12 protein-coding genes are annotated in these 13,382 nt (G+C 62.4%); 8 read left to right on the top strand and 4 right to left on the bottom strand.

All coding sequences use genetic code 11. The annotated features are described in order from the left end of the window. The first annotated feature begins 2 nt into the window (after window positions 1-2). Window positions 3-1,361, top strand: a complete 1,359-nt coding sequence (locus tag EHO51_RS01550) for a phosphoribosylglycinamide synthetase C domain-containing protein (RefSeq protein ID WP_124737412.1) — start codon at window positions 3-5, stop codon at window positions 1,359-1,361. Here the strand turns inward: EHO51_RS01550 and pdeM are convergent. The 4 genes from pdeM to EHO51_RS01530 are packed head-to-tail and all read right to left on the bottom strand — an operon-like array spanning window position 1,343 to window position 7,276. Then, window positions 1,343-2,041, bottom strand: a complete 699-nt coding sequence (gene pdeM / locus EHO51_RS01545; RefSeq protein ID WP_245434696.1) for a ligase-associated DNA damage response endonuclease PdeM — start codon at window positions 2,039-2,041, stop codon at window positions 1,343-1,345. The genes EHO51_RS01550 and pdeM overlap by 19 nt on opposite strands. Before the next feature lie 8 nt (window positions 2,042-2,049). After that, window positions 2,050-4,530, bottom strand: a complete 2,481-nt coding sequence (locus EHO51_RS01540) for a ligase-associated DNA damage response DEXH box helicase (RefSeq protein ID WP_124737410.1) — start codon at window positions 4,528-4,530, stop codon at window positions 2,050-2,052. Then, the gene (locus tag EHO51_RS01535; RefSeq protein WP_124737409.1) at window positions 4,527-6,257 is read right to left on the bottom strand and encodes an ATP-dependent DNA ligase; all 1,731 of its coding nucleotides are present in this window, start codon (window positions 6,255-6,257) and stop codon (window positions 4,527-4,529) included. The genes EHO51_RS01540 and EHO51_RS01535 overlap by 4 nt, the downstream gene beginning before the upstream one ends. Further along, complete coding sequence (locus EHO51_RS01530) at window positions 6,254-7,276, bottom strand: ligase-associated DNA damage response exonuclease (RefSeq protein ID WP_124737408.1); 1,023 nt, start codon at window positions 7,274-7,276, stop codon at window positions 6,254-6,256. Before EHO51_RS01530 ends, EHO51_RS01535 begins: the two co-directional genes overlap by 4 nt. Before the next feature lie 250 nt (window positions 7,277-7,526). Between EHO51_RS01530 and EHO51_RS01525 the strand changes: the two genes are divergently transcribed. From EHO51_RS01525 to EHO51_RS01495, 7 genes are all read left to right on the top strand, one after another. Then, window positions 7,527-9,251, top strand: coding sequence for a thiamine pyrophosphate-binding protein (locus tag EHO51_RS01525; RefSeq protein WP_164479324.1), 1,725 nt, complete (start codon window positions 7,527-7,529; stop codon window positions 9,249-9,251). 14 nt (window positions 9,252-9,265) lie between these two features. Further along, a complete protein-coding gene (locus EHO51_RS01520; protein ID WP_124737406.1) occupies window positions 9,266-9,823 on the top strand; it encodes a carboxymuconolactone decarboxylase family protein in 558 nt (185 codons plus the stop codon). Window positions 9,824-10,069: 246 nt separating this feature from the next. Then, complete coding sequence (locus EHO51_RS01515) at window positions 10,070-10,384, top strand: hypothetical protein (protein WP_205788986.1); 315 nt, start codon at window positions 10,070-10,072, stop codon at window positions 10,382-10,384. 108 nt (window positions 10,385-10,492) lie between these two features. Then, the gene (locus EHO51_RS01510) at window positions 10,493-11,548 is read left to right on the top strand and encodes an AI-2E family transporter (protein WP_124737405.1); all 1,056 of its coding nucleotides are present in this window, start codon (window positions 10,493-10,495) and stop codon (window positions 11,546-11,548) included. Between the two features lie 89 nt (window positions 11,549-11,637). Beyond that, on the top strand, window positions 11,638-11,958 hold the full coding sequence (locus EHO51_RS01505) for a hypothetical protein (RefSeq protein ID WP_124737404.1): 321 nt from the start codon (window positions 11,638-11,640) through the stop codon (window positions 11,956-11,958). Window positions 11,959-11,977: 19 nt separating this feature from the next. Continuing rightward, a complete protein-coding gene (locus EHO51_RS01500) occupies window positions 11,978-12,475 on the top strand; it encodes a hypothetical protein (RefSeq protein ID WP_124737403.1) in 498 nt (165 codons plus the stop codon). A 46-nt stretch (window positions 12,476-12,521) separates the two neighbouring features. Beyond that, window positions 12,522-13,382 carry a Ku protein gene (locus EHO51_RS01495; RefSeq protein WP_124737402.1) on the top strand — a complete coding sequence of 287 codons (861 nt, stop codon included), beginning with the start codon at window positions 12,522-12,524 and terminating at the stop codon, window positions 13,380-13,382.

Below are 13,382 nucleotides of genomic sequence, written 5' to 3'. Positions count from 1 at the left end.
CCATGCGGGTTCTGGGGATTGGGAACTACTGCGACCTCGCCGCGCTCTATCTTCGACTTTCGGCGGAAGGACATGAGGTCAAAGTCTTCATCGACGCGCCGCTTTGCCAGAACATTCTGAACGGAATGATCGCCAAGACAAATGATTGGCGTTCGGAACTGCAATGGGTGAAGAGCGCCGGCGGCGAGGGTATCATCCTATTCGAAAACGTCTCGTTGGGCGGCGTGCAGGACGAGTTGCGCAAAGAAGGATTTAATGTCATCGGCGGAAGCGCCTTCGGCGACCGGCTCGAAATCGACCGCGCCTATGCGCAGAGCCTTCTCGCTGAACTCGGCCTCTCAACCGCGGCGACCCGCCATTTTTCGAAGAGGCAGGAGGGGTTGCGCTTCCTTCGCGAGCGCCCCGGACGCTATGTCCTCAAATTCAATGCGCCCGAATTGGCGCATCGCAACTTCGTCGGCGGTCTCGCCGACGGACGCGACATTTCCGCGCTACTGCAAAATCTGCCAGACACTCCAGCTGACGAAGCCGGCTTCGTCCTGATGGATTTCATAGATGGCGTCGAGATGGGCGTCGGCGCTTACTTCGACGGCGAGAAGTTTTTGCGGCCCGCCTGTCTCGACTGGGAGCACAAGCGCTTTTTTCCGGGCGACCTTGGCGAGCTGACAGGAGAGATGGGCACCGTCGCTACATACGAGAACTCGACCCTTTTCTTTGAAAGCACTTTGGCGAGGATCGAGCCATTGCTCAGGCGTCACGGCCACTGCGGCTATGTGAACCTCAACACTATCGTCAATGAGCAAGGTATCTGGCCGCTCGAATTCACCTGCAGATTTGGCTACCCCGGCTTCGCCATTCTGTCCGCGTTACAGCGAACGTCCTGGGCGGAATTGTTTGGGGCGATGGTCCGCCGCGACAGGGATCATCTGGACGTCGATGACGGGTTCTCGGTCGGAGTGGTCCTAACGGTCCCGCCTTTCCCCTATTCGCGACGGCAGGCGGAAGAGCCGATCGGCATGCCGATTCTCTTTGAAGGCGCATTGTCCCGAAAGGACCAAGACAATCTGCACTATTGCGAAGTGGCTCTCGACAACGGCCAGCTGGTCACCGAAGGCGCCTATGGCTGGACGATGGTGGCGACGGGGTGTGGGCGAACGATCCATAGCGCGCGCCGCGACGCTTATCGGCTGATTGAGCGCGTGCATATCCCCAACATGCGTTACCGACGCGACATTGGAGAGCGGCTGATCGCGGCGCATTACGCCAAAGTGAAAGCGCTTGGCTTGCTGGGAGGCGAAATCGAATTACCGCCTCGGCCGCCGCTACCTCGGGCCGCCGTGCTTCATTCTCCCCGCATCTGATTTGTGACCAGCCATCGTTCGTCGACGACCGCGCAGGTTTTGACACCCCGCCCACGCGCCAGCGCGCCGCCCGTGAAGGCGCCGAAGGCGGGCAGCACGATCTGTCGCTCCTGCAGCACAAAGCAGGGAAGACGAACGCTGTCGCGCGCCGCCCCGCTCAGCCGGACACATGGGTGAAGATGCCCCGCAAGAATGGTCGCCCCCTGCCCTTCGCATTCGTCGGACGCAAGCGGGTGGTGACGCGCGACAATCCCTTCCGCATCATAGGGCTCGTCAACAAGCTCGATTCCGAACTGTTCGGACGGATCGCCCGCGCGCCGATCATGATTGCCGCGCACGAGGGTAAGGCGCAACGAAGCGTGACGCCTGCGCCAATCGAGAAATGCGGCCGCCACCCCCGGCGCATGCGCCTGCCGCGCGTGAAAAAGATCGCCGAGAAAGACAAGCCGGGTGGGATTGAATCGATCTATGAGCGCGTCGAGCCGGTCGAGATTGTTGCGCGTCGTTCCCTTGGGCGCCGGCTGGCCGAGCGTACGAAATGTCGCCGCCTTGCCAAGGTGCGCGTCGGCGACAAACAGCGTGCGCGTCTCACCGCGCCAGACGGCGCGCTGCGGCAGCAAGACCAGGCCGCGATGCTCGTGAGAGGAGACGAGGCCGGCGCCTTCGCTCCGCAACGTCATTTCAGGCTCTAACATTTGTCCGCGGCGCGCTCCAGCTGCGAAATCATGCGCTCAATGCGCGCCGCGAGCGTTTCATTGCTGAGGCGCTCGCGCATTCTCTCGACCATCAGCGGAAAGGCGAGCGGCGAGCAGCGCTGTAGCGCGACATGGACGATCTCTCTATTTTGCAGCCGCTCGAAGCTGTCGGCAAGACGCGCGATGTCGAGCGCGTCTTCCAAGACTTCGCGCTCCGCCTGACGCAACAAGCCATTTTCCGGGTCGAATTTGCGAAACACCTCATAGAATAGACTCGACGACGCCTGCAACTGGCGCATGCTCTTATGTTGTCCGGGATAGGTCGTCACGACGAGACCGGCGATCTGCGCGATGTCGCGAAAACGTCGGCGCGCCAGCTCCGCAGCGTTCAAGCTCGCGAGCGTTTCATGCGTCAGATCATGAATTGCGCGCGGCGCAATCAGTTCCGGCAGCGTGACGGCCCAGTCGCGCTCATCGGCGCTCAACAGCTCGAAGCCGTAATCATTCACCGCGATCGAGAACGTGCTCGCGGATTTCTGCGCTGCGCGCCATGCGATGAGGCTCGCCATGCCGATATGCGCGTTACGGCCCGCAAAGGGATAGAGAAACAAATGCCAGCCGTCGCGGCTTTTCAATGTTTCGGCAAGCAGCGTCGTCGGCGTCGGCAGATGCGACCAGCGCGCCTGCAATCTCAGCATTTTCTCGGCCGCCCGCAGCTCCGGCGTGTCATAACGCCCCTCGGCCGCGCGCTGCAATTGCTCCACCATGGCGTCCGCCAAAGTCGTCGAAAGCGGCATTCGCCCGCCGTCCCAGCGCGGAACGGCGCCGCTGCGCGCCTTCGCCGGACGCACATAGGCGACAAGGTCGCGCAAGCGCACGAACTCCAACAGCCGTCCTGAAAACCAGAAGCTGTCGCCGGGCTTGAGCCGCGCGATAAAGCTTTCCTCCACGACGCCGAGCTTTTGACCCGGCGGCGCGGGGCCGTATTGAACGAGCACGCTCGCGTCCGCCGTGATGGTCCCGATGTTGAGTCGATGGCGCAGAGCGATCTGCTTGCTCGCGACCCGCCACACGCCGTCGGCGCCTGGGCCGCATCGTCGATATTCGGGATAGGCCGAAAGGCTCGGTCCGCCGCCGCTCACGAAGTCGAGACACCAGCGCCAATTCTCTTCGGAAAGATGTTCATAGGCCGCCGTCGAACGAATTTCCTCAAGCAATTCGTCAGGCCTGAAGCCGCCGCCCAGTCCGATGGTGACGAGATGTTGCACCAGCACGTCGAGCGGCGCGTTCGGCGTGCGGCGGCTTTCGATGCGGCCCTCCCGCACCGCCTGCTGCACGGCCGACGATTCGACAAGCTCGAGCGCATGGCTCGGCACAAGCGTGATGCGCGACGTGCGCCCGGGAGCATGGCCGCTGCGGCCCGCGCGCTGCAGAAGGCGCGCGACGCCCTTGGGCGAGCCAACCTGTAGAATGCGTTCGACGGGAAGAAAATCGACGCCAAGATCGAGGCTGGACGTGCAGACGACCGCTTTTAGCTTGCCGGCTTTAAGTCCATCCTCAACCCAATCGCGCGACTCGCGCGCCAGCGAGCCGTGATGAACTGCGATGAGTCCCGCCCAGTCCGGCCGGGCGCGCAGTAGATTGTGATACCAGATTTCCGCCTGCGAACGCGTGTTGGTGAAAACGAGCGACGTCGCAGATTGTTCGATCTCCGCGACCACCTGCGGCGCCATTCTGGTGCCAAGATGCCCGGCCCAGGGAAAGCGCGCGGAATCTTTCGGTAACAGCGTGTCAATGACGATATCTTTTCGCAAGCCGCCCGCGACGATCGCGCCGCACGGCGCATCGGTTGGACCGAGCAGGACACGCTTTGCTTCTTCAAGATCGCCAAGCGTCGCCGACATTCCCCAAATCAGCAGATCTTGGCGCCAGCGCTTCAATCGCGCCAGCGCGAGCTGCGTCTGGACGCCGCGTTTATTGCCGAGGAGTTCGTGCCACTCGTCGACGACAACGCATCTGATCGCGCCGAGATAGTCGCGAGCGTCGGCGCGCGAGAGCATGAGCGATAGGCTCTCCGGCGTCGTGATCAACACGCTGGGCGGACGGCGCGCCTGCCGGGCGCGTTCGGCGGAGGCCGTATCCCCGCTGCGAACGCCGACCGTCCAGCGCTGGCCATGCGCGGAGAGACCGTCGAACGCCTCGTTGAGCGCCTTGGCGGTGTCCGCGGCCAGCGCCCGCATCGGCGTGATCCAGAGAACACAGAGTCCTGGCGGCGCTTCCGCGTCATCCGCGAGCGCCTTCCAGGCGCCGAGCGCGACGGCCAAAGTTTTGCCGGCGCCTGTCGTCGCATGCAGCAGGCCGCTGCGTCCCTCCGCCATTTCCCGCCACACGTCCCGCTGGAAGCGAAACGGCTTCCAGCGGCGCTCCGCGAATACGGTCTTTACGGCGGACTGTTTCCCGCGTCGTCCGCTCATGCGCCGCCGCCCGGCAAGAGCGCGCGTAGCGTCTCGATCGTATCGGCGTCCTCCACGGGCTTGTCCTGTCGCCAGCGCAACATGCGGGGAAAACGAACCGCAATGCCGCTTTTGTGGCGGTTGCTGGCGCCGATTCCCTCAAAGCCGAGTTCGAAAACCATGGTTGGGCGCACGCTGCGCACCGGCCCGAAATTCTCGATCGTCGTCCTTCTGATCGCCGCGTCGACCTTGCGCATCTCCTCGTCGGAAAGTCCGGAATAGGCCTTGGCGAAGGGCAGCAGCGTGCGGTCCGTCTGCTCCGGCGGGCCGCTCCACACCCCGAATGTATAGTCGCTGTAAACGCCCGAACGGCGCCCATGGCCCCGCGCGGCGTAGATCAGCACCGCGTCGACGCTCATCGGATCAAGCTTCCATTTCCACCACAGATTGGCGCCGCTCTTCTGGCGGCCGACGCCATAAGGCGCGTTCATCGCCTTCAGCATCATGCCTTCGGCGCCGCGCGCCCGCGCCTCTTCGCGCTGTCGCGCGAAGGCATCCCAATCGGGTTGCGTCAGCGCTGGGCTGAGCCGCAGGGGCAAATCGGCGCCGACCTGCATCGCGCAGGAATGCGCGCGCGACACGACCTCCTCGAGGAGCGCGCGTCGCTCCCGCTGCGGCCTTTCGCGCAGATCGCGGCCATCTTTCTCGAGCAGGTCATAAGCGATCAGCGCCACTGGCCTGTCGCGCAGCATTTTTGGCGTGAGAACCTTGCGTCCGAGACGCTGCTGCAATTCAGAAAAGGGTCGCAGATCGCTAAGATCGTCCACGGCGGAATGCGCGTCCGAACGAGGCGCGACGACGATGAGCTCGCCATCGAGGACAATATCGTCGGGGAGAAAATCGACGAGCGCGGCAAGCTCCGGAAAGCTGTCGCTGACGAGTTCTTCGCCGCGCGACCAGAGCCACCACTCGCCGGCGCGATGAATGAACTGCGCGCGTATGCCGTCGAATTTCCATTCAACGAGCCAGTCGTCGACGGGGCCGAGCAGTTCTGGAAACGCCGTAAGCGGCGCCTGAAGCGGGTGCGCGAGAAAGAACGGATAAGGCTGGCCACGCAGAGGCCGCCCGTCTTCGCCCGCTTCGGCTGGCGCGACGAGCGCGATAAAATCTTGCGCCTGAGGCGCCCGGTTCGCCTGCGTGTAGCCCATCATCCGCTGCGCGACGAGCTTGGCGTCAAGCTCCGTCGCCTGGGCGATCGCTTGGGTCATCTGCAGCTTCGAGACACCGATGCGCATTTCGCCGGTGACCAGCTTAAAGAACGGCAAGCGGTCGTCGGAGGGCATGGCGTCGAGCCAATCGCGAAGCGCCGCGAGCCGCTCATCATCATCACGCTCGCGCAAGGGGAGTAGCCGTTCGTTCATCCAAAGATCGAGCGGCGCGTCTTCCACACGCGTCGGCGGCGGCAGCAAAAGCGCCAGAGTCTCGGCGAGATCGCCGACGCTGTGATAGCACTCGTCAATGAGCCATTCGGGCAGATCCGTCGCCTCCAAGGCGAACTGGCGCAGGAGCTTGGTCGAGATCATCTGGCGCGGCTTGCCGCCGGCGAGAAAATAGACCGTCCAGGCGGCGCTGGCGTATTGCTCCGGATCGCCGACCGCAAGGCGTAGATAGTCGATCAGCGCCTGTCTCTTATGCTGCGTCGACGTCGCGGCGTCGATGCGCCGGTAGAGCGTGGCGAAGGTTTTCATGCGCCGTCGGCGTGGACGCTCGGCTCCGCCTCGCCCTCTTCGTCGCCATATTCGGTCGCCATCGGCCGCGCGTCATATCCTTTTTCGCGCAGATAGCGCGAAAGCGCCTCCCCGCTTCCATGCGTGACAAGGATACGCTCCGCGCCGGTCGCGGCGATCGCCTGCAATAGACCCGGCCAATCGGCATGATCCGAAAGCGCGAAGCCTTGATCGACGCCGCGTCGTCGCCGATTGCCGCGCAGCCGCATCCAACCGCTGGCGAAGGCGTCTGAGTGATCGCCAAAGCGTCGAATCCACCCGCTTTGCACGGCGTGGGGCGGGGCCAGCGCAAAGCAGCGCGAAAGCCCCGCCTTGTCGAGCGCGCCGACGTTGAACGTCGGCGGCAGCGCTATGCCGAGATCGCTATGAATTTGATTGAGCGGTTCGATCGCGCCATGGCAAACGATCGGGCCGATATTCGCGTCGAGATGTTTGAGCAGGCGCTGCGCTTTGCCGAGCCCGTAGGCTTGCATGACGCTGGCGCGTCCCGCGCGCGCATTTTCCGCCCACCATGAATTGATGTCGGCCATCACTTCGGCTTGCGGGCGCCAGCGATAGATCGGCAGACCGAAGGTCGATTCGGTGATGAAGTCGTCGCACCTAACAGGCTCAAAGGGCGCGCTGACGCCGTCCGCTTCGAGCTTGTAGTCGCCGGAGGCGACCCAGACCTCGCCGCGGTGCTCGATGCGCACCTGCGCCGAGCCGATGACATGGCCGGCGGGATGCAGCGAGAGCCGCACCTCGCCGATGTCTCGGCTCTCGCCATAACGCAGCGTCTCGATGCGAACGTCGCCGAGTCGTCTGCGCAGGATCGGCGCGCAATCCTCGTGACAGAGATAGGCGCCGCTGCCCCATCGCGCGTGATCAGAATGGCCGTGCGTAATCACCGCCAGAGCCGCCGGGCGCCAGGGATCAATGTGGAAATTTCCAGGCGGGCAGTAGAGGCCCTCCGCGGCGGGAACGATCAGATCCTTGGTCATTTAGCCGAAGTTGTGAAAAGCGCATCGGCGCGGCCCTTGGAGCAGCGCCGACAGCATAAATAGGAACTCGGTCGCACGGATTCACTTCCGGCGACGGCCGAGTTCGTGATTTACCGCAAGACGGCGCTTGCTCCCGCCGCGCCTGTCGCGGTCAAAATCCTCCATTGATCCTCGAGCTTGCGCTCGACTATATGAAGTGCTGGCGAATGCGCTTTTTTCATGCGCGCCTGACGCGTCAATGGAGCTGGGAATGCACCTAGGGGTCGACTTCATCCTCGAAGCGCTGGCGCGCGAAGGACTCGACCATGTGTTCATGGTCCCGGGCGGCCTCGTTGATCCCTTTCTTCCCGCCTTGGGAAGACAGAAGGCGCTGACGCCGATCGTGGCGGCGCAAGAGGGCGGCGCCGCCTATATGGCGGACGGCTACGCACGCGCGAGCGGAAATTTCGGCGCCGCGCTTTGCATCGGCGGGCCCGGCCTCACCAATACGGTCACCGCGGTGGCGACCGCGCAGTCCGACGGCTCGCCGCTTCTTCTGATGAGCGGCGAAGTGGCGACTGTCCTCGAGGGCTTGGGCGTATTTCAGGACGCAAGCCCCCAGACTCTGGATGACGTCGCGATCATGAAGCCGCTGACGCGCTATTCTTCTTCCGTCGACAATCCGAAGAATATGCCGCATCTGTTTGAGCACGCCCTGCTACATCTTCGTACCCGTCCCGCTGCGCCCGTACATCTGTCATTGCCAGGCGACTGCCTGGCCGCCGAGATTTTCGTCAGCCATACGCCGATTGATCGGGCCTTGGTCGATTACAACGCGCTGTCGATGGCGGCCGCCGAGTCGTCGCTCGAACATTTCTTTGGCGGCTCTGGCCGCAAGCCGCCCGTCAAGATCGCCATATTGGCCGGCGCGGGCGTCGAACACTCGAACGCCGCCCATGCGCTGAAGGAATTCGCCGAGACCTGGCGCATTCCCGTCGCGACGACACTGCGCGGAAAGGGCGTCTTCCCGGAGGACCACCCGCTTTCGCTCGGCGTGTTCGGCTATGCGGGGACGCACCACTCCCGCGCCGCCTTGATGGACCCCTCGCTCGATCTGCTGATCATTCTGGGGTCGGGACTGAATGAGCGCGACACGATGCATTGGGCGCTGCAAGTCAAACCCAACAAAACGATCTGCGTGAATTTGCTGCCCTCCGCAATCGGGACGCATGTCCAGGACGGCGGGATCGTTGGCAGCTGCGGCGCCTATCTTCGCTATCTGCTCGATCAAAGCGATAAGTTACGCGCGGCTCTCGAACCGACGCTCTCCGCACGCGCGGCTTGGATGTCCGAGATCCGCTCCCAACCCCGCCTGCAGGATCCGGAAAACTGCGAGAGCGATGCGGCTCCGATTCATCCGGCGCGCGTCATCCGCGAACTCAGAAAGGCATTCCCGCGCGACGGCGTTCTAGTGGTGGATTCCGGCGCGCATCGCGCTTTCGCCGGCCATTACTGGGAGGCCTACGAACCCAAGACCTACGTATCCGCCACCAATCTCGGCCCGATGGGCTGGGCGATCAGCGCTGCGATCGGCGTCCAATGCGCGCAGCCGCACCGCCGCGTGGCGGTCGTCACGGGCGATGGATGCATGCGCATGGGCGGCATGGAAATCGCGACCGCGGCGCGCTATCAGCTGCCGGTGATCTATGTCGTCATCAACAATGCCGCGCTTGGCAATGTTTGGTTGCGCGCGCATGGACTCGGTCCAACGCCCGACGAATTGACGCGATTGCCGGATCACGATTGGGCAGGTTTTGCGCAGGCCCTGGGCTCTCGCGCCGAAACCGTGCGCTCTCCGGGCGATCTTGCCGGCGCATTCGAGAGAGCGTTGCAGGGAGAAGGCCCCTGCCTCATCGACGTCAAGGCCGACAAGGCCTTCACGACGCCGGTCAAGGACTGGGCCGAGGCCATTGCGGCCTATTCCTACCACGAGTGACCGGGGAGGCGCCGATGGCTCAGTTGCCTTTTGATCCTTCAACGCTGTCGCCGGCCGATCGTGCGCGCTACGACCGCATGGTCGAACGGCGGAAGGCGCAAGGCGCGGGCTTCGGCGGTCCCTACGCCGCCCTGATGAACCATCCGCAGCTTTGCGAAAAGATCGAGGACCTCGGCTATTATTTGAAGTTCCAGGGCCATCTTCCCCGTGAGGTCTATCAATTCGTTGTGCTGTTCGTCGCGCGTCGGACCGGGGCCGACTTCGAATGGGCTGATCATGTTCAGCACGCCGAAGCGGCGGGCGTTCCAGCCTCGCTGATCAGCGCCCTGGAAAGAGACGAAGACTTAAGCGCCGTCGCTTCATCGCCCTATGATCTCGTCACTGCGGTGCTGGCGTCGACCTTGTCCTGGCGAAACATTCCGCAGAGCGTTCAGGACGAAGCCATCAAGGCGTTCGGCGTCGAAGGGTTTGTTGAACTGGTCGCCCTGTCCGGTTTTTATCAGATGTTTTCGGCGATCAATCAGGGGTTCGACGTCGCATTGCCGCCAGGCGTCGAGAAGCCGTTCAAGTAAATTGCGCATCGCCATTTTCGTTACGCCGCTTTTTATTTAGCAGCCGCTCCGAGCCTCAAGCTGCGCAATACGCGACTGCGCGAACCCTCGGAACATAGAACCCTGCAAATCAGTTTTCATCCTGGCGGGCGGCAGGGCCGAACCCAGGAATTGAGATTTAGGAGCATGGGATCGATGGATGCGTTAACTAAAGATGGCGGGGACCCCATTATCTGTGCCGATGAAGAATGCCGTTCTGGCGATGCATTGAATCCAACGGCGAGCGCAGAGGGAAACTCTGTCGATCTTGAGCGCTCAACTCGGGCGCGCTACTCGGTCGCCCAAGTGAAGGGTTCGATGTGGGAGGCGCTCGACAACATTGTGCAGTCGGGCGCAACTGATCAGATGCGCGGCTATGCCAACGAGGCCATGGGCAAGACCAAGTTGACCCTTGGACTCGCCACGCAGTCGACTCATCTCACGCTCACCGGACTCGCGCAGATCGTCGTTGGAGAATTTCAAAAGTCGATCGGCGAAGCGAAACTTGCCGAAGACGGCAAGGACATCTTTCCGGGATTGTAAAAGCGGTTGCCCTCCGGCAGCTGGCGAGTGGGCGCGCGGCGGTGGAACATTGGCTAGCGCCGTTGAGTTACGTCTCCGCCGAATTGTCGCGCTTTCCCGGGGCTCAACTTGTCGACGCAGACGGTCCAAGACCAGACGCTGGAACCCTCGCTCGGTCTCCAGAAAATTTCATCATGGGCGCTCATCGGCATGTTCGTGCTGATGCTCGCCGTGGCGATGAGCCTGGCTCAAACCCTGTTGGTGCCGCTCGTTTCAGCAGGCGTGCTCGCTTTCATGCTCGGGCCGTGGGTGACCACCCTGCGAAAATGGGGCCTGCCGCCCAGCATTTTTGCAGCTGCGGTCGTCTTTGGCGCCTTATTGATTATTCATGCAGCGATTGTTCAGGGCTCGACGATCGCCGTCGACTGGGTTGGTCGCGCGCCCGAACTGTTGACCTCATTCAGCGATAAGCTGCGATCCGCGTTTGGCCCGGCGTTTTCGCTGGAGCGGCTGCAAAGCACATTCGCACGAACCGGGGGCGGCTCCCTTGACGCAGCGGCAATCCTGCAGTCAACGATGAATTTTCTTACCCCGACCATCGGCGAGCTGATTGTATTTCTCGCGGCCTTGTTCTTCTCCTTGGCCGGACGAGAGGAGCTGCGCCGCTACCTTGTCTTCATCTTCGATGACAAGGAAACGCGGTTGCGCACGCTGCGGCTTCTCAACAACATCGAACGAGATCTCAAGAGCTATATGGCTGTGGTGGCCGCCATCAACCTCGTTCTGGCGGTCATCGTCGCCGTGACCGCTTTTGCTGTCGGCCTTCCAAATCCGCTGTTATGGGGCATCGTCGCCTTCGCTCTCGAATTTATCCCTTATGTCGGCCCGATCGCGATCTACGTCGCATTGTTTCTGGTCGGCTTCGCTACGTTCGGATCACTTTCGCAGGCGCTCGTCGCCCCGCTCATTCTTCTCGTCGCAGATACGTTAGAGGCCAATGTCGTATCGCCGAGCGTCATCGGCCGCCGACTGACTTTGAATCCCGGACTAGTCTTCCTGGGACTCGTGTTCTGGACATGGCTCTGGGGCCCAGTCGGCGCAATTCTCGCGACGCCTCTGCTCATCGCCGGAACAGTGACCTTCAGCCACGTGTTCCCTCAGCACGAGATCAATCTTCCAGAGTAGCGTGCGTCAGTGGGACGCGGCGAGGAACAATCAACCGATCTGGAAGTTCAGTCTTCGCCCAGCGGGGCAGTAACAGCGGAGAAGAGGGCATGAGCATAACATCGCAAGTCACGAACAAGGTCCAGGAGGCCCAAGACGCCGTGACCAAGGCGTCGGCGAACGCCGCCGCGAAGGCGTCCTCGATGGCTGACGACGTCAGCGCAAAGGTCGATGAAACCATGGAGAGGGCTGACGCCGCTTTAACGACAGTGGGCGAGCAGTCCCGGGAAATCGCGGAGAAGGCCAGGTCGGCAGGCGAAGGGCTCAAGACAACGGTCGAAGGCGCGGTGCGCGAACAGCCGGTGACGGCGCTGCTGCTTGCCGTCGCGGGAGGATTTCTCATCGGGGCCATGTGGAAGGGCCGCAGCTAATCTCTGGCGGGGCAAGATCATGATGCTGGATCCGCTATTCCATCGGGTTGACGAGAGTATCGCGAACGCGACGCGAGGCGCGTCGCGTCTCGCCATCGTCGCGACCCTCGCGCTGCTCGCGCTCGGCTTCGCAACGGCCGCCGCCCACGCTTACGCCATGAGGACTTGGGGAGAAATTGCCGGCAACCTCGTCATCGCCGGAGCCTTTCTCTTTGCGGCGCTCGTTGTCTATCTCGCGACTAAGGAATCAGCCTCGCTGGAAACTCAAGCTCCAGCACCAGAAGTCGAGCAGAGCATTTTTTCGCAGCTCCCCTTCCTTGATCAGATGCTGAAGCCCGATGGAAATTTGGTGCGCTCGATCGGCTCCTCCATCGGCTCGATGGCGCCTGTCGCGGCGAAAGCCGTGGCCGAACGCGTAGCGCCAAACCTCCATCTGATCATCGGCGCCGCCGTCGGACTGATGCTTGCGTCAAAACTCTCCGAAAAGCTTGACAGTATGAAGTCTCCGGAAGCGTAATCAGCGGGCGAGCGTTCAGCTCGCCCGCGAGCGTAAGAGGTATGCGTTGGCGCCAAGAGCGAACTGGAAGGGCTCTCTGAAGATAGCGGAGCTTACCTGTCCGGTGGCGCTCTACTCCGCGACTTCAACGTCTGACAGGATCGCGTTCCACACGATCAACCGATCCACCGGTCACCGCGTGCGACGGACCTTTGTCGATAGCGACACCGGCGAACCTGTAGAATCCGGCGATCAAGTCAAAGGCTATGAGGTCGGTAAGAACGAATATGTCGTTCTCGAACCGGAGGAAGTCGCTCAGGCGACGCCAAAGAGCGACAAAACTCTGGCCATCGAGACATTCTTGGATTGCGGCGAAATCGACGCCGTCTATTTCGACAAGCCCTACTATCTCTCCCCCTCCCAAAGCGACGCGAACGAACTTTTCGTTCTGATACGCGAGGGTATGCGCAAGAACAAAGTCGCAGCCCTCGCGAAGACAGTGCTCTTCAGGCGCGCGCGCACCGTTCTGATCAGCGCTTATGGCGACGGGCTCCTCGCGACGACTCTGAACTTCGATTATGAGGTGCGCTCGGCGCAACAGGCGTTCGACGAAGTGCCCGAGGTTAAAGTTCAGGGCGAAATGCTTCAGCTGGCCAAGCACATTATCGACACCAAGCGGGGCGCCTTCGACCCATCTACGTTCGAAGACCGGTATGAGGCCGTCCTCGCCGAGTTTGTAAAAGCGAAGCTCGAAGGCACGCCAGTCGCGCCGCCGCGTAAGGCTCGCGAAGCCAAGGTCGTCAATCTGCTCGAGGCGCTGCGCGAGAGCGCGGCTCTTTCCGAGCAGAGCGACAAAGCTGCACCCAAGAAACGCACGGCGCAGCCTCGCAAGACCAGGACAGCCGCGACACGCCGGAAAGCGAGCTGA

The organism is Methylocystis rosea, assembly GCF_003855495.1.
Taxonomy (GTDB): domain Bacteria; phylum Pseudomonadota; class Alphaproteobacteria; order Rhizobiales; family Beijerinckiaceae; genus Methylocystis; species Methylocystis rosea_A.
Note: the sequence above shows the minus strand (reverse complement) of the source record. Positions and strands in the feature narration are given on the sequence as shown.

Bases quoted from the DNA above. Each gene is read 5' to 3' on its own strand.
- EHO51_RS01550 (WP_124737412.1), top strand. From the start codon at position 3: ATGCGGGTTCTGGGGATTGGGAACTACTGCGACCTCGCCGCGCTCTAT.
- pdeM (WP_245434696.1), bottom strand. From the start codon at position 2,041: ATGACGTTGCGGAGCGAAGGCGCCGGCCTCGTCTCCTCTCACGAGCAT.
- EHO51_RS01540 (WP_124737410.1), bottom strand. From the start codon at position 4,530: ATGAGCGGACGACGCGGGAAACAGTCCGCCGTAAAGACCGTATTCGCG.
- EHO51_RS01535 (WP_124737409.1), bottom strand. From the start codon at position 6,257: ATGAAAACCTTCGCCACGCTCTACCGGCGCATCGACGCCGCGACGTCG.
- EHO51_RS01530 (WP_124737408.1), bottom strand. From the start codon at position 7,276: ATGACCAAGGATCTGATCGTTCCCGCCGCGGAGGGCCTCTACTGCCCG.
- EHO51_RS01525 (WP_164479324.1), top strand. From the start codon at position 7,527: ATGCACCTAGGGGTCGACTTCATCCTCGAAGCGCTGGCGCGCGAAGGA.
- EHO51_RS01520 (WP_124737406.1), top strand. From the start codon at position 9,266: ATGGCTCAGTTGCCTTTTGATCCTTCAACGCTGTCGCCGGCCGATCGT.
- EHO51_RS01505 (WP_124737404.1), top strand. From the start codon at position 11,638: ATGAGCATAACATCGCAAGTCACGAACAAGGTCCAGGAGGCCCAAGAC.
- EHO51_RS01500 (WP_124737403.1), top strand. From the start codon at position 11,978: ATGATGCTGGATCCGCTATTCCATCGGGTTGACGAGAGTATCGCGAAC.